The sequence below is a fragment of the Maribacter luteus genome (assembly GCF_009674825.1).
GTDB classification, from domain to species: domain Bacteria; phylum Bacteroidota; class Bacteroidia; order Flavobacteriales; family Flavobacteriaceae; genus Maribacter_A; species Maribacter_A luteus.
In genome coordinates, this window is sequence record NZ_WKJH01000001.1 from 75,786 (window position 1) to 96,163 (window position 20,378).

At 35.8% G+C, this 20,378-nt stretch carries 16 protein-coding genes; 7 read left to right on the top strand and 9 right to left on the bottom strand.

Going from position 1 to position 20,378, the window contains the following annotated elements; genetic code table 11:
* Nucleotides 1-2 precede the first annotated feature (2 nt).
* From GJ691_RS00315 to GJ691_RS00350, 8 genes are all read right to left on the bottom strand, one after another.
* Nucleotides 3-533, bottom strand: coding sequence for a DUF1643 domain-containing protein (locus GJ691_RS00315; protein WP_154362599.1), 531 nt, complete (start codon nucleotides 531-533; stop codon nucleotides 3-5).
* The gene (locus GJ691_RS00320; protein ID WP_154362602.1) at nucleotides 533-1,690 is read right to left on the bottom strand and encodes a restriction endonuclease subunit S; all 1,158 of its coding nucleotides are present in this window, start codon (nucleotides 1,688-1,690) and stop codon (nucleotides 533-535) included. The genes GJ691_RS00315 and GJ691_RS00320 overlap by 1 nt, the downstream gene beginning before the upstream one ends.
* On the bottom strand, nucleotides 1,690-3,171 hold the full coding sequence (locus tag GJ691_RS00325; protein ID WP_154362604.1) for a type I restriction-modification system subunit M: 1,482 nt from the start codon (nucleotides 3,169-3,171) through the stop codon (nucleotides 1,690-1,692). Before GJ691_RS00325 ends, GJ691_RS00320 begins: the two co-directional genes overlap by 1 nt.
* A 1-nt stretch (nucleotide 3,172) precedes the next feature.
* Nucleotides 3,173-4,210 carry a hypothetical protein gene (locus GJ691_RS00330; protein ID WP_154362606.1) on the bottom strand — a complete coding sequence of 346 codons (1,038 nt, stop codon included), beginning with the start codon at nucleotides 4,208-4,210 and terminating at the stop codon, nucleotides 3,173-3,175.
* Nucleotides 4,211-4,352: 142 nt separating this feature from the next.
* Nucleotides 4,353-5,633 (bottom strand): DUF2130 domain-containing protein, encoded by a 1,281-nt coding sequence (locus GJ691_RS00335; RefSeq protein WP_154362608.1) that lies wholly within the window; start codon nucleotides 5,631-5,633, stop codon nucleotides 4,353-4,355.
* Between the two features lie 67 nt (nucleotides 5,634-5,700).
* A complete protein-coding gene (locus GJ691_RS00340) occupies nucleotides 5,701-6,609 on the bottom strand; it encodes a hypothetical protein (protein WP_154362610.1) in 909 nt (302 codons plus the stop codon).
* Nucleotides 6,606-8,930, bottom strand: coding sequence for an N-6 DNA methylase (locus GJ691_RS00345; protein WP_179954983.1), 2,325 nt, complete (start codon nucleotides 8,928-8,930; stop codon nucleotides 6,606-6,608). The genes GJ691_RS00340 and GJ691_RS00345 overlap by 4 nt, the downstream gene beginning before the upstream one ends.
* Nucleotides 8,931-9,392: 462 nt before the next feature.
* On the bottom strand, nucleotides 9,393-10,217 hold the full coding sequence (locus GJ691_RS00350; protein WP_246200065.1) for a helix-turn-helix transcriptional regulator: 825 nt from the start codon (nucleotides 10,215-10,217) through the stop codon (nucleotides 9,393-9,395).
* 651 nt (nucleotides 10,218-10,868) lie between these two features.
* Here GJ691_RS00350 and GJ691_RS00355 point away from each other — a divergent pair.
* From GJ691_RS00355 to GJ691_RS00375, 5 genes are all read left to right on the top strand, one after another.
* Nucleotides 10,869-14,525 carry a DEAD/DEAH box helicase gene (locus GJ691_RS00355; protein ID WP_154362615.1) on the top strand — a complete coding sequence of 1,219 codons (3,657 nt, stop codon included), beginning with the start codon at nucleotides 10,869-10,871 and terminating at the stop codon, nucleotides 14,523-14,525.
* A complete protein-coding gene (locus GJ691_RS00360) occupies nucleotides 14,525-15,148 on the top strand; it encodes a hypothetical protein (RefSeq protein ID WP_154362618.1) in 624 nt (207 codons plus the stop codon). The genes GJ691_RS00355 and GJ691_RS00360 overlap by 1 nt, the downstream gene beginning before the upstream one ends.
* Nucleotides 15,149-15,196: 48 nt before the next feature.
* Complete coding sequence (locus GJ691_RS00365; RefSeq protein ID WP_154362619.1) at nucleotides 15,197-15,400, top strand: hypothetical protein; 204 nt, start codon at nucleotides 15,197-15,199, stop codon at nucleotides 15,398-15,400.
* A gap of 69 nt (nucleotides 15,401-15,469) precedes the next feature.
* Nucleotides 15,470-15,958: a hypothetical protein gene (locus GJ691_RS00370; RefSeq protein WP_154362621.1), complete on the top strand. Its 489-nt coding sequence runs from the start codon at nucleotides 15,470-15,472 to the stop codon at nucleotides 15,956-15,958.
* Nucleotides 15,959-16,411: 453 nt separating this feature from the next.
* A complete protein-coding gene (locus tag GJ691_RS00375) occupies nucleotides 16,412-16,552 on the top strand; it encodes a hypothetical protein (RefSeq protein ID WP_154362623.1) in 141 nt (46 codons plus the stop codon).
* A 211-nt stretch (nucleotides 16,553-16,763) separates the two neighbouring features.
* Here the strand turns inward: GJ691_RS00375 and GJ691_RS00380 are convergent, their stop codons facing one another.
* Nucleotides 16,764-18,524 (bottom strand): FAD/NAD(P)-binding protein, encoded by a 1,761-nt coding sequence (locus tag GJ691_RS00380; RefSeq protein ID WP_154362625.1) that lies wholly within the window; start codon nucleotides 18,522-18,524, stop codon nucleotides 16,764-16,766.
* Between the two features lie 301 nt (nucleotides 18,525-18,825).
* Here GJ691_RS00380 and GJ691_RS00385 point away from each other — a divergent pair, with 301 nt between their 5' ends.
* Complete coding sequence (locus GJ691_RS00385; RefSeq protein ID WP_154362627.1) at nucleotides 18,826-19,161, top strand: ArsR/SmtB family transcription factor; 336 nt, start codon at nucleotides 18,826-18,828, stop codon at nucleotides 19,159-19,161.
* Nucleotides 19,162-19,269: 108 nt separating this feature from the next.
* Nucleotides 19,270-20,277, top strand: a complete 1,008-nt coding sequence (locus GJ691_RS00390; RefSeq protein ID WP_154362629.1) for a permease — start codon at nucleotides 19,270-19,272, stop codon at nucleotides 20,275-20,277.
* The last annotated feature ends 101 nt before the right edge of the window (nucleotides 20,278-20,378 follow it).

Genomic DNA, 20,378 nt, shown 5'->3' on the forward strand with positions numbered 1-20,378 from the left:
TATCAATAAGGGTTTAGTTTTACGTTCTCGATGCCCCCAAGCCATCTATTGACCGGAGTTGGTGCAGGATGAAAAGGATTTTTTGCCGTTGTTAATTTTAAGTGGTAGCAGGGTAATTTCTGTTCTTCTATGGTACTTCGTATTCTTTTTGCACTTTCCTTTAAATAATTATGACAATCTACTCCGTTGCCCCAACACAATAGCACCTTGGTAATGTTGTACTTGTTGGAAGTCAACATGGTTTCTATAAACTGTATATTTTCTTTTACCAACAAGGGGTCTGGTTCTTTGGGCAGAAACTCCGGTTTAGAGGTTCTACCCGGGTAGAGGTTGACCATATACCAACCGTCACAGCCGTTTTTAATTGCCAAATGCTCTATGTTCCTAGAAGTGGGGTCTAAGGTGTCTTCATTGGCCGTACTAGGGTTAAGTGCCACGGCCAAAAACTCGTTTTTACCTTTTTTACCCAAAAGAAACCTTTTTACAGGGTCTTTTTCAGGAATGCAAACGATAGGCTTTAAGGCTATATCCATTACACCAACTCCCCTTTGAATGCCTTTTGCAATAGGCTGTTAAACAATGCCTCCGATTTTTGAAGGCTTTTTTCAGCGAGGGCTTTTTGAGCCTCTATGGCTTGCGCATGCTCTGCAAATTGGTTTTGGAGTTTAATAGGTGGATAAAGAAATTTTAATTCCCTAACATTTTTTAAACTTATATTTGCTCTTGCTCCTTCAACTTTATTTCCAATTAACCTATCTTGTATTTGAGGAGTAATAATTTGATTTAATAAGAAAACTGAATCAACTATTTCTGTATTAAGTTCAATTTTAGCTACTGCTTGATTTATATTCGCTGGTAAAAACTTTTCTTCCATTAAGGCTCCTCTCCCAATACTTGCTCCAACAAGATTAACTAATAGATCATTTTTTTTAAGTTTTGATCGTTCAAGTTTTTCATGAAATTCTTTTGCAACAAATTTATCTTTTTCACAATCAAGATGGCCTAACCTTACGTTTTCACTTGTAATAAATCGAATGCCACTTGAGATATACTCAAATCCTTGCCATTTAGGTGATGACCCTTTTGTTACAATAAATGAAACATCTTCAATTTTTATTTCTTTCCACCCCTTAGGATTGGTCACCGGATCCCCAAACATATCTAAAAAGAGGCTTTGGGTAAGCTGGTCGTATTTTTCTATTAGGGCCTTGGTTTTTTGTTTGTAGCTGTCCGCGGCATCTAAAATAGCCGCTATCTTTTTTTGGGTCTCTAGTGGGGGGAGGGGGATTTTTATATTCCTAATTTTTTTTACCGACAAATGCTTTACCGTTGCAAAAGATGTTGTATCCTCTATTAACTTTAATTCGCGTGGCAATAAACGTAAAAGATAATCATCACATAATATACTACTATCTTTTGACCATATTTTACATACTCGCTGATTTAATAAAGCTTCATTCCCTTTCCATTTTGCTAACCTAAAGTCACCATCCATTCCAATAAGAAAATCACCCGAATTAATTAAATATTTATCATCATATTCACCATCAAAATAAGTGTTGGTTTTCTCCTTTCCAACATCTCGAATCCTAATTATAGGCTTACCTACACCCTTGTCATTAAACAATTTAGAATTAAAAGCATAACCGGACAACACTTCAATATATTCTCCCAATTCAACTAGCTCCATTAATTCAAAAGATTTTCTAAAGTTAACAATGCATCCGTTCGTTCCTTATCCAGTTCTTTTATGGCTTTTATAATATCCTTGGGGTCATCATATTCAATCTCCTCATATACAATTTCCTTATACCGGTTAATGGATAGATCCCAATCGTTGTCCTTGATCTCTTTAAAGGGTACCATAAAGCTTTGGTCGGTACGTTTACGATCCGCTTCGGCTTCTAAATTGTGGTAGCGTTTTAAAATATCGGGGATATCGTTGTCCTTTATTTCATTACGCTTGTCATCTAAACTATAACCATCGGCTTTCATATCGTAAAACCATACGTTGTCGGTACCTCCAGAATTGGTCTTGGTAAAGAACAAAACGGCGGTGCTAACCCCGGCATAGGGCTTAAACACCCCACTGGGCATAGAGATTACGGCTTGCAACTTTTGGTTTTCTACCAACTCTTCACGTATGCTCTTATGGGCATTACTGCTGCCAAAAAGCACGCCATCGGGTACAATAACGGCCGCCCGACCCCCTACTTTTAAGCTACGTAACATTAAAGACAAAAAGAGGAGTTCGGTCTTTTTTGTCTTGGTGGTCTGCAATAGGCTGCTTTCTACCTCGTCATAGTCCAAACTGCCTTTAAACGGTGGGTTGGCCAGGATCAAAGTGTAGGCATCGTTTACATCGCCATTGGCCTCGCTCAAGGCATCCTTACCGGTCAATACCGGGGTTTCCAAACCATGCAATTGCAGGTTCATGGCCGCTATACGTAACATGGAAGGGTCGAACTCGTTACCATGAAACATATTAGCGTGAAAATGCTCCCTAAAGGTTTTGTCCTGAAACCAGTCGTTATGGTTATCGTAAATATATTCCCCGGCACTTACCAGAAAACCGGCCGTACCACATGCCGGGTCGCAGATAATATCGTCTTTTTTAGGTTGTGCCATGGCCACCATCATATTAATGATATGGCGAGGGGTTCTAAATTGCCCATTGGTACCGGCTTCGGCAATTTTTGAGAGCATATATTCGTAGAGGTCCCCTTTGGTGTCCCTATTGTCCAACGGCAATTGGTCTATTTGCTGCACCACCTTGTCCAATAGTTTGGGGGACTGGATCATAAAAATGGCCCCTTTCATAAACTTGGCAAACTCGCCACCTTCGGCCCCTATGGTCTTCATAAAATCGAAAGCGGTAAGGTCGTCCAGTTCCCGTTGTTGTTTGGTAAACAGGTCAAACATGGCCTCCGGGTCTTTGTTCTTAAAGTTGCTCCACCGTAAAGGAGCCTGTTTTTTGGTATAGATGGGCTTTTCAATGGGAATGCCAAGCAGGTTGGCCTGCTTTTCCATTCGAATCTGCCTATCGTCCAGCTGTTTTATAAAAATGAGGTAGGTAAACTGTTCGATTACGGTTAAGGGATTGGATATTCCGCCCGTCCAGAAATCGTCCCAAATCTTATCTATTTTGCTTTTAATCTCCCCTGTGATCATGTTAGTTTTTTATTTTATCAATAGTTTTGTCAATGGCACTTATTTTATCCTTTTCTTTCATAATTTCAATTACTTTCGATTTTAGCCTGTCATTCTTGATCAAAATCTCCGAGTTATATTCCAAGCGTTCCTTACGAACAACATCTATTTCCGATTTAATGGCTTTGATCTGTTCTTGTAATTCATTAATAATTGCCTCCTTATCTTTAATTATTTGGTCTTTTTCATTGACTACAAGTTTGTTCTTGGCAATTTCTTGCAAGATATCTGTTTTTTGACGCTCATAATTATAGATTTCCGTAATTGCTGCCTTTTTATTGTACTCTAACTGATGTAATTTCATGATCCGTAAACCTGCCCAATAATTAAAAACGGCTTCTGCAAGGGGGTAATTACCATGTAGCAGATTCCCTCCTTCCCTAATAAAATTGTCATAATGGTCTACTGAACGTTCTTTAAATTCTTCCCAATTACCTACTCCCTTATAGGATTTGTAAATAGGATAGGCCGCCAAAGCAAACCCAACCGGACCAATGGCTATACTTATGACTTTGGACATACTAGTATAAAAGGCGAAAGGCAGGGTAACCCCTAATGCAGACGTTAGCGCTCCTACTGTTGATGTAGCCAACATATACACACCAAAACCGGATAGTTGGGCCGCCCCGATAGTGGTAAGTGCCGTAATCGATGCGACTTGGTCCTTGCTCAAACCCTTGGCCTCCAACTCTAGGAGAAAAGACCTCTTTTCTTCCGAAGAAAAAGATTCGAATTTTTTAGCGAATAATTTAATGAACAGTTCCGATTCTTTTTCGTAATCGGTTTTAAGATGAGTGATCGGGATGTTATGCTTATCTGCAATTTTCTGAAGAAAACCCGAATAATTGAGCCCGGATTGCAATAGGCCTTTTGCCGGTAAAAGCACTTTGGCAAGTTTGTTTTTTAAAAGTACCCTCGGGTTATCCTTTTTTTCAATTTCGAATAGTTTGTAGAGCACAAAACGCTCTTTCTCGGTTAGGATGTATAATGGAAATGGCATGGTTTTAATGGTCTGGTTATGGTTTGTCTGTTTTCCTATTATCTACAAAATTCAAAGTATAAAATCGACATGAAACAATGTTGGCCAATATTCAATTCGATGTATTGATATAACTATATTGATAGAGCTCTTGGTATGCAACTTACGACGTCTCAATCAATAAGTTATCGTCTTCATCGTCATAGCCCTCCCCCAATTCCAATGCTGGAATACTTTTTATTGCCTTGCCTGCTATACCTTTGATGGAAGCGTGCATATTAACGGCATTGTCTACCACTTTGGTTATTTGCTTTTCCCGCTGTTTCCAAATCCGGGCCATGGCGTTCTTTTCTTTTTGCAGGTCTATCTGCATTTGGGTAAATCCTTCTACGATACCCTCCATTTGCAAATGAAATTCATTGCTAGTCAAAAAGTCGTAAAGCATCCCCATTTTATCACCTTTATTCTCTTGGTTCTGCTTTAACTGGCTCCATTGCACTATGGATTGCCTTAGAACAGCACAGAGGCCTTTAAATTCTTCATAGGTGCAAATCCAAATACCATCCCTTAACCCCATTCTATCCATGTCACTTGGCGTTACTTCCGTGACCAGAACCCCAATATGGGCACCTTTATCCCGGATATCATTTTTAAATTTTTCTATCCAACCCTGTTGAAAAGATTTGGTACGCTTACTTTCATAGTAAATTGTTCCACAATTAGACAATTCCCTGGTATTGACCACTTGTATACAGTCAGCACCATTTGCACCTTTTTTGATTTCTTCAATGGCGTCTAATGGAAACTGGGTAGCCAACCACTCTTCTATGGCCAATTCCATAACTTCTCCTTGCAATTGCATGGAGCCTTGCTCATGTTTACGTTTCATCTCTTCCGCAAGCTTCTTCTGGTCTTCGAGTTGCTTTTGTAGTTCCTTCACCTTAAATTCTGAAGCTTCTTCTGCTCTTTTTTTAATTTTTTCTTCAGCCTCTTTGAGCTGATCGTTCAACTCTCTTTGCGCTTCTAATTTAGCAACTTCAGAAGCTTCACCAACTTCTCGTTTTAGCTTTTCGATTTCCACCTCTTTTTTAAGTAAGTCCTTTACTTTTTCAGATTTTTCGGCCAATTCTTCTTGCATTGCCTTTAACCGGTCTTGATTATCTTCTTCAAGTTTTGCCTTCAGCCTTATTTCAATTGCTCTCTCTGCCTCCTTACTTTGTTTTTCCAATCGTTCTTGAAACATCTCGTTTTCACGTTTCTTTTTGGCTTCAAACTCTTCCTTTTCTTTTTGAAGTTCGGCCTCTTTTTGACTGTGATTATCCAATAGTTCCTTTTTTTCTTTTAGGAACTCCTGTTTTAACCCATCTTCTATTTGATGCTTTAGGATGTCATTTACATCAATTTGACTTCCGCAATCTGGGCATTGAATGGTGGTATTACTCATGACGATCTAATTTTATGATTTGAGACAAATTTAAGATGGAAGTGTGCAGGTTATCTACACATATGTTTCAACAATAATCTTTGTAAGTTTTTTTAAACCAAAGCAAAATTTCAAAAAGCCCAAATCGCAATGATTCCAATGCATAGTTTGATATCATATAAACATCATTATCCTGATTTTCCAAATAGTGGATATAAGATCCACAAGTATAATATATCCATTCATGTAAGTTCTTTATTTCTTTTGTTTGATAAACCATTGATGTTGGTTTCCACCCATTATCTTTTGAAACATTACCGGATAAATGTTTTAATATATTATTTAAAGAATCATTGGCATTCGGAATAACTCTAATTGTTTGTAATCGCATTAGACAACTTTCATGCACACTACGAATATTTGTAAGCACGCCTTTTAATTCAGAAGTATTCGAGGGTAAGGAATCAATTATAAGATGTAACACTTGGTTTTCAACATCATCGTTTAGATAGCCAAGTTCGAAGATTTCAAATATCTCCTGATTATTCTGACGAGCTTGGGTTTCTGGTAGCTTATCTGCCTCCTGAATCATTTGGGTCCAAAGATTTTCATACTCTTTTTCGTCCCCGAGTTTATCAAAGACTTTCCCGTCTTTAAAAGCAGCTGCATATTTATTTTCCTCTTTTGTGAAAGAGTCCTGCCCCGATAAAATATACCAAGGCAATTTTTTACGTACCTCTAACCGCAGTAAAGCCTTAGCAACTTTACCCATTGCCGCATCTTGGGTAGGTTTGCCTTTTTCTGAAGGGGTCTCATAAAAAATACCGTCTAACAATGCAGCGTCATAGGCTTCTATATTTTGCTCAAGTTCGGCAATACCCTCTTCTGCATTACTATATCCTACCAGGGTTATACCTTTCAAATGAGCACTTTCCCTAATGCGCTTACGTTCTAAATGTTCGTCATCAAACCATATGACCTTGTACCGTTTCATCATTCTTCTAGTATTGGAAAATTAAAATTAAATGTAGTAACATATTCACTTTTTGTTAAAGGATATTTTCTTCCAAAAACCATTATATTATTACTTTCTTGTTGTTTCTCCGGCCAAAGTTCATTGGATAAAAACCAATCGGCCTTATGTTTTTTCACTATTTCATTCACTAACCAAAGACCAAAACCATCCCCTTTTTTAGAACTATTACCATATCCCTTTTTTTTAAGATCATCCAATGAAATGTTCTTTGGTAAAGGTTCACCCGTATTAGAAACTGTGAAACAAATTCTTTTGGTATCTGCACCATCATCAATTCCCCAAACAAAAATTTCAATTTTGCCTTTTTCATTGATAAAAGCATGTTTAAAGGCATTATCAATCATATTATCCAGTAAAGAATTGATTAACTCCTTATTTCCTAAAACATACTCAAAATCAGCACTGGGATAGCTTCTGAAAAAATCTTTATCAAAATCAAATTCAATAAAATATCCTAAAGCCGATGAGTTTTCACTTTTACGCATTACATATTCTTCAATATGCTTTAATAAGTTTAATTTATGTAGTTTCTTTTGTTCTATTCTTTGGGATGAACTGAGTTTATTCGCAATTGTTTCCAATATGACTGCAAAATGCTTTTTTGAATCTTCTACATGCTCCCCAAGGGTATATAAATGGTCTTCTGAAACTTTTGTGTTCAATATTTCCGGCATCTCCTGATTGGATATATTCTTTAAGATAATATCAATATTTTTAAGCGCATGTCCTAAATCGGAAAGAGGGCCGGCAACTGTATGTCTTAAATATGAGTTTTGTTCAATGATATCCGTTTCTAGGTTGTCCAACTTCTTTTCTAAACCTTGAATCATACCAATTTCCTGAAGCTGTTCCTTTAGTGGTGGCAGGTTTATTTTGATTTTCAGAAAATCTTCTTTTCGTAATCTAAGTACAGTTCCCTTTACCAAAATATTCAACTGTTCTTTAACCATGGGTGCATTCAAAGCTCTTACCAACCAGTATTTATTTACTTGTTTTTCATCAATGCTAAAGGCTAATACATCATTTGAAATATGAACCAAGGTATTTCTAGCGGGCAAAAAAGAGGTCTTAAGTTTTGTTCCTATTAAAGAAACCAGAAACACATCCTTATTTATAAACTTTCCGCTTTTTACATCCTTTTTATCCAAAGATTCAATATTTACATCAAAATCTTTTTGATCATTTTTTAAATCTTTAGAAGAAATATGCTTCGTTGAAATAAAAGGTACTTTGTGCTGATAGCTAACTTCATCCTCATTTTCAAAATATTCTATGGCTTGTTTAAAAGTTAATGTATCAACAATATTCAGGAACTCAATTAAAGGGGTTCCTTTTACCTTATTTAGCCAATATCTTTTTACGTCTAAGTAATAATGATTTTCAGCTATAACGTCTTGATTGATCAATTCAGGTAATAATGTTCCTTCAGGAATATATCCCACATGAGGTTTTTTATTAGGTTTTAGAATATCCCATATCTCTTCTAACAATCCTTCAGGATAAAAAACCTTATCAAAACGATTTAAGTCGGTAACAAATTCAGAACCATGAAAAAATGCAACTTTGCCCTTGTTGATTTTATCTTTATTAAGTAATAAAACGGCAAAAGGAATATTTGTTTGCATTAAAAGCCCCCCGGGGAATGATATTACAGCTTCAAGGAAATCATTTGCAATAAGATGTTTCCTAATTTGTTCGTCCTGCTGTCCAAATAAGAAATTTATAGGAACAATGGTAATTAACTTACCATCCGGTTTAAGGAGCTTTATACCCTCCAGAATCATGAAGTGTTCTACCGATTTAATACCTGAAAAATTAACTTTATGATTAATGTCCAATGGGAGTCTAAAAGGAGGGTTTGAAACCACCAAATCAAATTTTTTGGTAGACGGCCAAGAATTAAAAGTATCCACTTCAAGAAACTCACTATTGTTGAGTAGTCCATGAGCATTTAATCGTAAAATAGCTACGGCCCAGGTCAAACGAGTAATTTCATGACCTAAGTAGGTTTGGTTTTGAGTAAGTTCAATACCAAAAGTCGCCAAGCCCCCAAAAGGATTAAAGACTTCCGCACCTTTTTTTAAATCAGCCAATTGCATCAAAAACCACCCGATTTCTTTAGGCAGTACAAATTCACCGACTTTTTTCCCTTGTGAAGCAACAATATGTTCTAGCAATGAGTCAAAAACCACACTAAAATCAGCTTTTTCCAAAAGTGGCCAGAAATCATCTCTCAATGGATATATCAAATAATCGATTAAAGGATATTTTTTAGAAATCAAAGAATTGAAAACTTCATTGACCTCTATGAAAATTGCTTTGTCCTCAGGGACATTGTGTAACTCTAATCTTTGCTTCTCATAATATTGGTCCAAACTATTGTTCTCTTCTTGGAATAGAGTATTTTGATCTTGAAGGTTGGTCCTTTCTGTAATAACTTTAAGCTGGATTCCTTCTTTTTTACAAGTTATCAGATACAAAAGAAGATAAAGGTCTTCTGTTGGCACTCCCTGATTTCGAAAATTCGAAACCAACTTTATAACACTTTCTTTAATTATATTTTCCAAAACGTTCAAATCTTTTACTCTATGATAATTAATCTTAACCTTTTAAATGCTGAGGGTTATTTAATATAATTGGAATATGCAATACCTCTATTAATTTTTTAGTTTTAAAACTTGATTTTATTTACCGAAGCACATATCTAAAACAAAGGTGTGCATATTGTGTGCATTCTTTCTGCATTAATCATAGTGCTTTTTACATTCTATAAGCCTAAATCTAATTTTATCTCTAAAATATTCGGGGGAAAGCACCTCTATATCATCACCATAAGACAAAATTAATTTCTCTAATTCAAAATTTGGTATTACTTCTAATGTCATATAAACATACTCGATATCGGTGTGTTTCTTTTTTTGTGAGCCATGTAATGGTTTTGTTTCAATATAAGGCCAGAGCTTCTTAGAAACTTTCATCTCAATAGTCTCAACCCTACCTTCTTTAATCGTCACCCCGATAACATCCTCAAAGTACTCTTCAAAGTTTATTTCGGTTTCCTCATAGAGCAATTCGATTTCTTTTATCTCCATAATCCTATCTAAAGGATAGTTGGTTAAACTTTTATAATCCGGATTACGCCCAAAAAGAAACCATCTTGAGTTGAACTGCTTTAAATGGTAAGGAAAGAAATTAATGGTGAATTTATCTTTATCAAAAGGTTTATATGTAATCTCAATTGCCTTTTTATGATTAATGCTATTGAAGAGTTGCCCTAAAAACTCTAATCCCTTTAGATAAGGATTGTTTTCAAAAGACATGATATCATTTTGGGTTTCACCCAACATAAATGTTTGGTCCAACTTTGGCAATAACTCGTTAACCCATTCAAATTGTGGCATACCCTTAAATCTTGATAGTACCAACATGGCCGATTTTAATTGCTCTGCTTCAAGTTCATTTATAGGGTTATTGCTTATGGAAAAACTAGGATCTGCATAACTGTAATATGTATTTCGACCTTCTTTTATCTTTTTAAATTCAACCCCATATCCTTGACTGGATTCCATGAATCGAATGTCTTCGTATAATTGTCTCTTCTGTATACCCTCAGAATTAGGGTTGTATTCTAAAAGAGCTTTGTTACAAACTTCTAAAAGGGTGGTGATATTATATCTCCGACCCGGATTAGAAAAGCATCTGTCTAGGGCTTGATAACGAATAAGTGCATTTTTATTGATAGGCATATGTAAATGTAAAAAACTTGTGCACTAACAGTGCACAGTATAAACAATATTTGTAATTATAAATTATACCAAAAACAAAGATATGCTAGTTAAATAAGTATAATCTCCGTTCCATGAGGCCTTTAATTTGTTCGTTTTTTATAATCTATTAGACTAAAAAATGCTATCCCAAGTTGTTTTTTTGGAATTTGAACTACCTATTAAAGGATTGGCAAACTTTATGTTGAACTATTATTAAGGATAGGGTAAGTTTACCACTCCAAGTCCTATTGTGTAACAATGAACCTTAATTTCCCCGAATCTACTTCTTAAAATCGTATAGATAAAATTCAAGATTTATTATCTTTAAATTTAGAAACTTTTTGGTTATAAAATGCGTCTGTAAAGTATCCCAAAAAATGAACAAAATTAATAGTGCATGTAACGAGGATTGACTTTAGCTCTAATCAATTATACTATATTAATCTGTGCCCAATGTTTAGTTTAAAAGCAGCCTATTACACGGAAGAAGTCAACCAGTTTCTTACAGGTTTTGTAGAGCCGGTTATATTAAAAGAACTAACCCATGAATTAAGTGGGTTTACGGTGCACAATGGCCCCAATTACATAGATAAGGATAACCTGCCCCCATTGTACAAAGTAGCTTGGAACCTGCTTAACCGTGGCAACCATACCCGGGCATCATTACATTTAAGTTCATATTTGCTAAAGAAGTATTTTGGGGAGGAGTTATCCAAATTCAACACCGCTAAACCCGTTATTACTGCAGCCTCTATTACATTTGATGTAGACATAGACCCTGTTGAACTTACCCAGTTTATAGAGGCCATACCGCTTCTAAAAGAAGAGGAAACCGTAGGTTGGGGTAGTTTCTATAGTAATATATATCAGTATATTAATAAAATCACCTTGTTTGCCCAATTACATAAAACCATGCTATTTTGTCTTTTGGCAGACCCAAAACCTACCCATTTCATAATCAAGGGCCTGTCACAAGAAGAAACAGATCTTTTGCAAGAAGATTTAAATCTTCTCTTTACCGCTCTAAACAACCTAATTGGGCCAGAAGAAACCCCGATTGCATTTTTAGGGGAAAATTCGTTGAACAATAGCGTAACGATTAACTGTGAAAGCAATAACGGGGAAGATATTTACATCAGCAATGATTATGAAAAGAAGAATCATCTTCCCTTTACTTTTTTGTTTGACAGAAGAATACAATACGCCCCCCTAGGCACATTATTGGAAGAAGAGGTAGAAGGTGCAAATGGCAACATACAGACCCAACGGTTTATCTATGACGCACCTGAGAAAGAGGAAGCCATACACTATTTTTTACAGAACATTTTTAGAAAGTCGGGCTTTAGGCCTGGCCAAGAGTCCATTATTAACAGGGCGCTTCCGGGACAAGACGTAATTGGCCTTTTACCCACCGGTGGTGGTAAGTCGCTAACCTTTCAGATCTGTGCTCTACTACAACCGGGTGTAACCGTGGTGGTAGACCCGATAAATTCTTTAATGAAAGACCAGTATGATAAGCTTCTGGAAAACGGTATTACCAATGTAAACTTCATCAACTCTTTTGATGACAAAGATACTCGGGATGTCAAATTTAAAGAATTGCAAAAAGGAAATACGCTCATAGTCTTTGTTTCCCCGGAGCGTTTTCAGATGCAAAACTTTAGGACTACCCTTGCTGCCAGTAAAAACACAGGGGTGTATTTTAGCTATGCGGTTATAGATGAAGCGCATTGCGTGTCGGAATGGGGCCATGATTTTAGGCATGTCTACCTAAACTTGGCAGAAAACCTTAGAAGACATTGCCCAACCAAAAACCAGGACCTTACCTTTTTTGGATTAACCGCCACGGCTTCTTTTGATGTGTTGGCAGATGTACAAAGAGAATTGGGGCTTGCAGATGAGGCGGTTGTTACGTTACCCGCAGAAGCCATTGACCGTAAAGAGTTAAATTTTAAAATACTTTCTGTAGATCTGAATATAGAGGAGAATTTGGTGTTTCATGAAAGGGAACGGCAATTGGCTCATGTAAAATACCCCGTTTTACATCAGTTTTTAGAAGATATGCCCAATAGTATTGCGCAACTGGAGGCCCAATATGGGTTAATAGGTACTAATGGTGAATTTTATGGTGATACAGATGGCAGGTATAAAAATGCAGGGGTAATTTTTTGTCCGTCCAAATCGGATAAGTTGGCCAGTGGTGTACTTCACCTTAAAAATGGTAGAGGTAATGAGTTTAGGGGCTTGAATAGTTTACCTTTCTTAAACATCTCCACCTTTTTTGGTAGTGGAAATGATGACAGTATAGCCAATAAAAAAGTAGATGAAGCAGCAAAGGAATCACTGGGAAACCAGAATGACTTCCTAAGAAACAAGTCCAACCTCATGTTGGCCACCAAGGCCTTTGGCATGGGGATAGATAAGCCCAACATTAGATATTCCGTACACTACAGTTTTCCTAATTCCGTAGAAAGTTTTTATCAAGAAGCTGGTAGGGCCGGTAGGGATAGGCAACCCTCACTTTGTACCATTTTATACCATCCTCTGGATGCAGAAATGAATATAGAATTTTTCAGGAACGGCTTTAGGGGAGAACAAAGGGAAAAAGAAATTATAGACGAACTTCTAGACCAAGTACAGTATGAAGATGAGTTCTTTGTAAAACTATTTGCAGCAAAAATTAAAGAGAAGTTCAATGAGGTAAATGCTGTAAAACTATATAATGACAGATATGTTCGTTTTTATGGGCCTTATAAGGCGGTGGCAGAAGACCGAATTCAAATAGGTCTTTTGGACTTGGAGCGCAATTTAAGGAGTTATGACAATTCCACAAAAAATTTCAAAAGAGACAAAGCAGATGAAATATTAAGTTTTGCTAGAAAAATACTAAAGGAACTTTGTCCGGATGGTGAGTATTTGAAATGGTTTAAAAGCAAAAAGGCAGATGGTATTAAAACCTTGATAGAAAAAAAACAATCTGATAGATACACACTAATTATTGGATTTAATAATGATGTTATTTCTAGAATTACAGAGGTTATAAAAAGTCAGGGCTATCCTGGATTCAAGGATAAAATTGTAACAGCAGCTTATAGTTTCACCTCTGGGCCAGAGGATTTGGTAGAAAATTTGTACAAAAAATATAGAAGTGCCAAACACCAAGAAAATATAAATGGACCGGATGAGCTCTTACTGAACCCGGACACTATTACTTTTATCAAGAATAATTACCATCGAATAAGAAACATAGCAGACACCCAAAGGGCAATATACAGACTGAACCTACTAGGTATTATAGATGATTATGTCATTGATTATTCAGAAAGGGCCATAGAGGTAAGGTTCAAGGCCAAAAGTGATAAAGAATATTTAACCAATTTTGAGATGTATCTAAGAAGGTACTTGGGTATAGAGACCTCTAAAAAATGGTTGTCAAAAGCAAAACGACAAGGAAAGGAAAACATTTTAATCGGGGTAATGTACACCCTTATAGAATTTATCGAGAGTGAAGTAGCCAAAAAACGGGAACGCTCTATAAACTACATGCAGCAATTGTGTGAGGTGTATTTAGAAGTCGGTGAACGGGAGTTCCGTGACAGGATGATTCGATATTTCACTTCTAAGTACGCCAGAACCGATTATTTACCCGCGGATACGGATAACGGCCGTAAAGCAAATTGTGACATTGTTAAAAAGTATATTGGCTTTATAGACAACCCTCCTGATGGTTTAGGAGGTCAAATAGACAACGCCAAACACCTTCGTGGCGCATGCGATAACTTGAGGATAAATATGAAAGAAAATGCCAGCATAGATTTATTAACGGCATTCAGTCTTTTTGCACTAGAGTTAAAACAAGAAGATACGCTCACAAGTGCCCAAGAGAAACCTTTGGTGAAGCAAGCAAAAGAATTATATCAAAATGGGTTTAAACAAATGCTCAGGATAGATTCTTGGGATAGCGTTTTAGTGTTAATTGAAATTTTTAATACCAAAGTATTGGATTTCAATTCTGCTGTGCGACCCATGTTAGAAGATTTATCATTAGAAATTTTGACCAATAGAACCAATTTCCAATTAACAAAGCTTATACATAAACTTACAGCATAATGGAAAAGACCATAGCGCTTCAAAAAGAATTTGAATCCCTGATTTCGCAATTAGAACAACTAAAGGCTATTAATGAATTAACCGAAAACAACTCTAAGAATGCAAAGAAAACAATTGATGCAACCGCAGAATTATCTAAATCCTTGAATGTATTTAAAGAGAACATTTCTGAAGACTATGTCAAAAAGAAAGAGGATTTACAACAAGTTATATCCAAGTTTGAAGCCAGTATAACGGCAATTAAAAATGATTTTGAAAATGAGGTAAAAAATCATCAAGATGCCATTGTTGCACTTAATCAAAGCAATCACAAGGAGATGAAAGAACTTCAAAAAAATCTAGCCCAAAAGGTAGAAGATTTTGAATTTCAGTTAAAGTCATCCACAGAGACCGTTGAAATCTTTTTAGATAGTTTTAGAAAAGAGCTTAAATCAACATTTGATGATAATTTTAATTCATTTAAGGATGATATAAAAAATTTGTCAAATTCCGTTAGGCAATTAGAAAATGCTATATCAAAGAAACTTGAAGGAAATAGAAGAGAAACCAAAGATGTTAAAAAAATGGTTGTCGCTGTAGGGGTGTTTTTATTAATTACTGCCATTGTTTTAAAATTCATTTAAATAAAAAGCATTTTTAAGATTAAAATCTTTTTAACCAGAAAGTATCTAATGATTCAAAAGAGATTAAGTAAAGAAATATTAGAGGTCAATCTAAGTAATGGCATTTTCAGTGGTGGCCACATTAAAGAATATGATGAGAATGGAAATTTAATCTACTGGTCAGAGTTTAATTTTGGCGAAACTTATACTTCTAAGCTTACCTATGACCAAAATAACAGGATTCTTAGAGAAGAAATAGATATAATAGTGTAAGCTTCTCTTAAAACCGAACTGTTTAAAAGTAGAATAATAATCTTAATTTTAAAGTAAATTTCAATCAATATGTACATTACTGATAACCAAGCTCTACATTTACATCTAATTTCCAACAAGGATTTTCTTGATCTGCTTAGAGGTGAGTTTAAAGAAAATGAAGTTGAAGAAATAATAAAATATTGCAAAGATATCACTGGTGATTATCTGGATGTGATGGATCAATTCTATGATTGGATTGCAGATTTAGATAGCGACACCAATATACTTACCATAGGATGGGATTCAAATAATTGGGGACCAGGTGGAAGCGATTTTATAAGCTTCAATTTGGTTTTTGGTCTTGTTAAAATGTCATCTTCAGATTATGAAGATGAACATATAGAAATATTCGATAAAGAAAATTTCTCCCCTTGGGGTATAGAAGATTTAATGAATGATTTTATTGAAATTGATTCTGAGATTTATTCTGAGAAGGAATTATTAGGAATTGCTGAAAGCATGGGTATTGACAAAAATACGGCACTCACAATAAATGGTAAAGAAATAATCAGATAAAAGTATACTAATAAAAACTTAGATGTTTGGCAGCTTAGCGAGTAACTATATTGTCCAAGGTTTATATCTCAAACCACCACATCTAATGACCTCTCCTGTAAGCTTCCCTAAATAATTAAAAGAACCTGCCTCGAAAACCATCTTTTGAAAAACAATTCAATTATCAATCTTAAGATGCATCCACATATTGGAATTTTATATTCTTCAGTTGCTCAGACCAAAATCTTGTTTAGGAAAAAGTTATTGTTTATCTTGTGATAATAGACTTAGAAATTTAATATTAACACAGTAAACAATTCGGTAAACAGTTTTATAGTATTTACCCATAATAGTGCCAAAATTCGAGGTTTTTTCAAGCTCATAACCCGAAGGTCGCTGGTTCGAGTCCAGTCCCCGCTACTAAGTTTAAAGTACTCAAGAACAACGGTTTAGTTTTCGCTAAACCGTTTTTTTATGCTTAATTTTAAAGAGTTAATTACCTTTGAATACGAAAATGAATATGAAAGTGCATACGATTTGTCTGTAAAACGAAACCTTCCTATCGTCTATTTTAAACTTTCAATTCCGTATTGGTATGCCGAGAAAGTGTCCTAACCTATCTTTTGTCCATCTAGACTTAAAGTTAATCAATTCTACTTTTAAACAGTTCGGTTTTAAGGCATTGTGCTTATCGTTATATTCATTAGTTGAATGTTGCTAAACTTATTGAAAATCCCAGTGTTACTGTAATGTGTACCATAAAATATATTCAGCGGATGTTCAGATAGCTCACCTGCAAGGTGAAATCCTCTTTTTACCTTTCCCCCTAAAACATCGTTTTGTTCAACCAATCAGTATGATTGTCAGCTGCTTGTTTAGCCCATTTTCGAGGGCGTTCGCCATAACACTCAAGAATGGCATCTACCCCGATTATGGTTCCTTTAGCTAATCTACCAAGTAAAGCAATCGGGATTTTCGTGTCCTTATTTTTTGGGATTAAATATCCATTGCTATCTGTCGTTACACCAAGATCATCATGTACTGCTTCAATCAACTGATCAGAGATCATACTTTTTACCACTGGAGAATTAACGGCTTTAATTTTGGGAGAATCCAAAACCGAATCGATCATAATATTTACCGTAATCGATTCATTTACAGATTTAAAACTCCATCCATCTTCTGTCAAATCAATATCAGGGGAATTTACCCAATTTAAATTAAGGAACCCGGCTTCAACCAAAGCCATTAATTGCTGGATACTTTCTACCGGAGGGCCATAGGAATATCTTTTCGTGGATTCATCCAATGCGATTATTTCGGCAACAACCGTATCTGAACATTGATTAAAAGATAATTGTTCGTAGATCGATGGTTGGCAATGGCGCCAAACCTGCCCAATACAAAAATCCAAACTTACCGATTTTTCACCCGTAGCCATTGCCACAAAATCTTGCATATTTTTTTTGGCTGAATGATAGATTGATGTAATCAGCGAATGTTCGTAGGTATTATCACCTAACCATCTTATCACTAATTCTTCAATTTCTTCCTTTGACAATTTACTTTTCTTGGAAGGGATTGGCAAGTTTAAGAAAATGTTTGCTGCAATAGGGGCAAAAGCCGTCATTAAAAACTGGGGGCCCTTAGCATTTTTTTGGATGAGGTCGCTGCCTATTTTTTCTTCAAAATCAAGTATTTGTTCTTTTGTAGGCTCAAACCATTTATCTATTTGTGCATTCAAAGGTTTGGGTACAGGAGGTAAACCGTCTAAAGAAAATGGAACGAGCGTATCTTTGATTCCATGATCAGAACAATACCTACAAGATTTAGTTTTTTCATCGGTAATAATGAAGGTACCGAATTTTTCCGCTATTCCTCGCACTACATCGATCATTGCCAATCCAAATCCACGAATACCAATGGTACTCTTTTCATTGAGATTTTTACAGTTTAAAAAATCGGCAATCGGGTATGGAGATTTAAAAAGATTTATATCTTCATTATTGGCAGCAAAATCGTCCCATTCCGAAATTTGTTGGGATAGTTTTGTGGGTTGATGGCCAATAGTCAGCAATATTTCATCGAAATCTTCATAAGTAGTTGTATTCGATTTGATTTCGATTTTGTTATTATCCAATAATTTTACTTCGATAATTTTCTCTTCATATAAAAAGGCAATATTCGAATTGATAAGCGGTTCAATAAGTGATTCAAATCGTTGAGAAAGGTATTCTCCAATTTGAGCACGCGGTGGGTACGTATCCGCAGTATAAGTCGGTATGGTTTTAAAATCTTTGCCAACCCATTCATGGTATGATGGAAATAATGGAATTTTTAACGTATTAACATCTATAGGACCCCTCCTTTTTAACTCTAAAACCCTTTCCGTAATATTTATCCAATTGGTCGATGCTTGAAAAATATCATAAACCGGACCATGACCGAACTTACCGGTAGCTTCAAATAATGATACCTGTATATTGGTTAAACTATTGGTATTCGCCAATTCCACTACTAGGTTTTCCAAAGCATAACTACCTCTGGGACCAACACCTATTATTCCGATTTTTCTTCTTTCTGTCATATTTGGTTTTTCTTCACAGTCTTGACCTGGATTTGGGTTATTGAACTAAAATCATATATAGATTATAAATTAGTAGCTCTCTTAGCGTCGGTTTCGCTTTATTCTCCCCCCTTGGGTAAAATTCAACTTTTATTTACACTATTTTTAAAGATACTGATTTTAAACTTTGAACTGTGCAGGAAAATGTGAAGGCCACTTTTAAAATAAAAAAAATAAAGGGGTGTTTGTGTTTCCATTATTTTATATATTTGCCTCCATATTTCATATGTACAAAAACACATATGTTAAAACAAGAAGATTAATGGATGAACCTATTAATATATTCAAAGCCCTTTCGGATGCAACTAGATTAAAAATAATTTGGCTGCTAACCAACATGGATGAAAAGATCTGTGTTTCAGAAATTGTAGAGGTTTTAAACGAGTATCAATATAACGTATCGCGCCATTTAAAGATATTAAAACACGCAAAGTTGGTGGAAGAGGTAAAAGAAGGAAAGTGGGTATATTACTATTTAACACCGATTAAAAATGAATTTCGACAATTGATTCAAGAAGCCATAAAAACGATTCCAGAATCACAGATGAATAATGAAATACAGAAGTGTAAAAAGTTATTGGCAGAACGCCATAAGTAAGAATCAAATTCTACTGGACCCTAAATAAAGGAAAAATCAAGCATCTGCTTTTTTTTATAAATACATATGTGTTTTAGCGCATATATTATAACTATTTAAATAAACATCATGAACGAAAATTTGAATTTAGCATTAGACGAATTTATACACGTAGGCGTGGTATTGGTATTCATAATTGCCCTTGTCTCCATAATCACCGGTCTCATAAGGGCTTTTATACCTCAGGAAAAACTTCAAAAACGGTTATCAAAAACGGGGAAATACAGTGGTTTAATGGGAGCGATACTAGGAATCCCTACCCCTTTCTGTAGTGCATCCATGGTTCCCGTATCCATGGGGATGATAGAAATGGGAGCGCCTTTCGCCATGGTGTTTTCCTTTTTGCTTTCTGCCCCATTGGCCAATTTTGTTGTCGTTGGTTTTATTTTCGGTGTTTTCGGATGGAAAGTGGCATTGGTTTATTTCTTGATTGTTTTTATTGGCTCCGTTTTTTTTGGAAGCATTGCCGGAAAGACATCCCTTAGACGTAGTGTAAAAAGAATTGACCTAAAGTCCAAAACAGCAACAAGTACTTGTGCTTCCCAACCGGCTGTCAGCTGTGGATCGGTTTCAAATAATGCAGTAGCATCCTGTTCAACAGCCCAAAACCCATATGCAGATACACAATCGCCTTCCACAGACTTATGTGGACAAACGCGTGCATCCCATCCAAAACTTACAGAAGCTTTTAATTTTGGCTGGGCATTGTTTAAGCGCATATTCCCCTATGTTCTCCTTGGTGCGGTGATCAGTGCAATTTCTGCCGTATTTGTACCTGATGCATGGGTTGAAAAATATCTTGGAAATGATAGTCCACTTGCAATACCTATAGCGGCAACCATTGGTGTCCCTTTGTATTTGCGCATCGAAATGGCCATCCCTATACTAAACGCACTCATTGTCAAGGGAATGAGTATGGGTGCGGCCATGGCTTTGATTATTGGGGGAACTGGAGCGAGTTTACCAGAAATAGCCATTATTTCCTCCATGTTAAAACTCAAAGCCATTATCGCATTTGTGTGTTCTGTTATGACCATGGCCATAGTGGGTGGTTTTATCTTTTACTTTTTCTTTTAAAAACAAATTATATGCAATCCCTCTCCAATTTTTTTAAATCCCTTATCCGAGCTTGTCCGTATTCCCTTGTTGGAAAGAAATGTGTGGATGCTGTCAAGGGC

Excerpts from the sequence above, each read along its gene's own strand:
- GJ691_RS00370 (WP_154362621.1), top strand. The coding sequence starts at position 15,470 with ATGTACATTACTGATAACCAAGCTCTACATTTACATCTAATTTCCAAC.
- GJ691_RS00330 (WP_154362606.1), bottom strand. The coding sequence starts at position 4,210 with ATGCCATTTCCATTATACATCCTAACCGAGAAAGAGCGTTTTGTGCTC.
- GJ691_RS00325 (WP_154362604.1), bottom strand. The coding sequence starts at position 3,171 with ATGATCACAGGGGAGATTAAAAGCAAAATAGATAAGATTTGGGACGAT.
- GJ691_RS00380 (WP_154362625.1), bottom strand. The coding sequence starts at position 18,524 with ATGACAGAAAGAAGAAAAATCGGAATAATAGGTGTTGGTCCCAGAGGT.
- GJ691_RS00355 (WP_154362615.1), top strand. The coding sequence starts at position 10,869 with ATGTTTAGTTTAAAAGCAGCCTATTACACGGAAGAAGTCAACCAGTTT.
- GJ691_RS00320 (WP_154362602.1), bottom strand. The coding sequence starts at position 1,690 with ATGGAGCTAGTTGAATTGGGAGAATATATTGAAGTGTTGTCCGGTTAT.
- GJ691_RS00375 (WP_154362623.1), top strand. The coding sequence starts at position 16,412 with ATGCTTAATTTTAAAGAGTTAATTACCTTTGAATACGAAAATGAATAT.
- GJ691_RS00385 (WP_154362627.1), top strand. The coding sequence starts at position 18,826 with ATGGATGAACCTATTAATATATTCAAAGCCCTTTCGGATGCAACTAGA.
- GJ691_RS00365 (WP_154362619.1), top strand. The coding sequence starts at position 15,197 with ATGATTCAAAAGAGATTAAGTAAAGAAATATTAGAGGTCAATCTAAGT.
- GJ691_RS00340 (WP_154362610.1), bottom strand. The coding sequence starts at position 6,609 with ATGATGAAACGGTACAAGGTCATATGGTTTGATGACGAACATTTAGAA.
- GJ691_RS00350 (WP_246200065.1), bottom strand. The coding sequence starts at position 10,217 with ATGGAATCCAGTCAAGGATATGGGGTTGAATTTAAAAAGATAAAAGAA.
- GJ691_RS00390 (WP_154362629.1), top strand. The coding sequence starts at position 19,270 with ATGAACGAAAATTTGAATTTAGCATTAGACGAATTTATACACGTAGGC.
- GJ691_RS00360 (WP_154362618.1), top strand. The coding sequence starts at position 14,525 with ATGGAAAAGACCATAGCGCTTCAAAAAGAATTTGAATCCCTGATTTCG.
- GJ691_RS00315 (WP_154362599.1), bottom strand. The coding sequence starts at position 533 with ATGGATATAGCCTTAAAGCCTATCGTTTGCATTCCTGAAAAAGACCCT.
- GJ691_RS00335 (WP_154362608.1), bottom strand. The coding sequence starts at position 5,633 with ATGAGTAATACCACCATTCAATGCCCAGATTGCGGAAGTCAAATTGAT.